Origin of the sequence: Rhodococcus sp. T7 (assembly GCF_009872365.1) — a bacterium.
Classification (GTDB): domain Bacteria; phylum Actinomycetota; class Actinomycetes; order Mycobacteriales; family Mycobacteriaceae; genus Rhodococcus_F.
Map to the genome: position 1 here is coordinate 1 of NZ_WXYH01000277.1, position 836 is coordinate 836.

An 836-nucleotide genomic window follows, 5' to 3' on the forward strand; every position below is an offset into this window, starting at 1 on the left:
CACCACTACGTGCAGGTTGACCGTGTAGCGCCCCTGCCAGCTGATCTCCATCGTTGGCGGGGGCTGCGCTTGGTAGCCGTTCCCCACCACTACTACTGCTGCTGCTCAGCGGGCCACCACCCGGTGTGGCATCCATCCGCGGTACGCACACCACGCCCCCCACGGCGGCAAACCGGCGATTTCGACCCCGTGGTCGCCGCATCGGACCACGCACCCCCACCACCCGGAGCACCGTCACAGCCCCGGCGCGGCAGGGCCATCGGTGTGGATGAGTCTGCAGGGTTCGAGACAATCTTCGGTCGACGATGATCGCGGCACCGTGCAAGGGATGACTCTCAGTCCCGGCTCCCGGCAGAGCAAGCGAGCGCGCACCGACACGGGCCCTGACCGCAGGAAAGAACTAACCCCCGTCACTGCCCCCCGTCGGGATGCCCAGCGGCAAACCTGGCGTGTGGAACCGGATTCCGGGGCCTCACGATCCCCCCACCGCCCCACGACGTTAGCCACCGCACGCCACACCGGGCGTGGCGCGCCCACGCACCCTCTAATCTGGCGGGTCCGAACACCGAGGAACATCAGGACGCACCAGGCATGGCCACCGACTCCGACGCCCCCAGAGTCACCGAATCCGACGAGACCTCGGACACGTCCCTCGAACAGCTGACCGCGAGCCGGAAAGACACCCAGTCCCCCGCCGTGGACGTCGAGGACACCGACACCGCCGAATCCTTCGAACTGCCCGGCACCGACCTGTCCGGTGAGGAACTGACCGTCCGCGTCCTCCCGAAGCAGGCGGACGAATTCACCTGCACCAGTTGCTTCCTGGTCCACCACCG

The 836-nt window shown here is 67.7% G+C and carries 1 protein-coding gene; it reads left to right on the forward strand.

All coding sequences use genetic code 11. From position 1 onward, the window contains the following. Nucleotides 1-591: 591 nt before the first annotated feature. On the forward strand, nucleotides 592-836 hold a 245-nt coding region (locus MLGJGCBP_RS23245; protein WP_160098347.1), incomplete at its 3' end, for a DUF4193 domain-containing protein.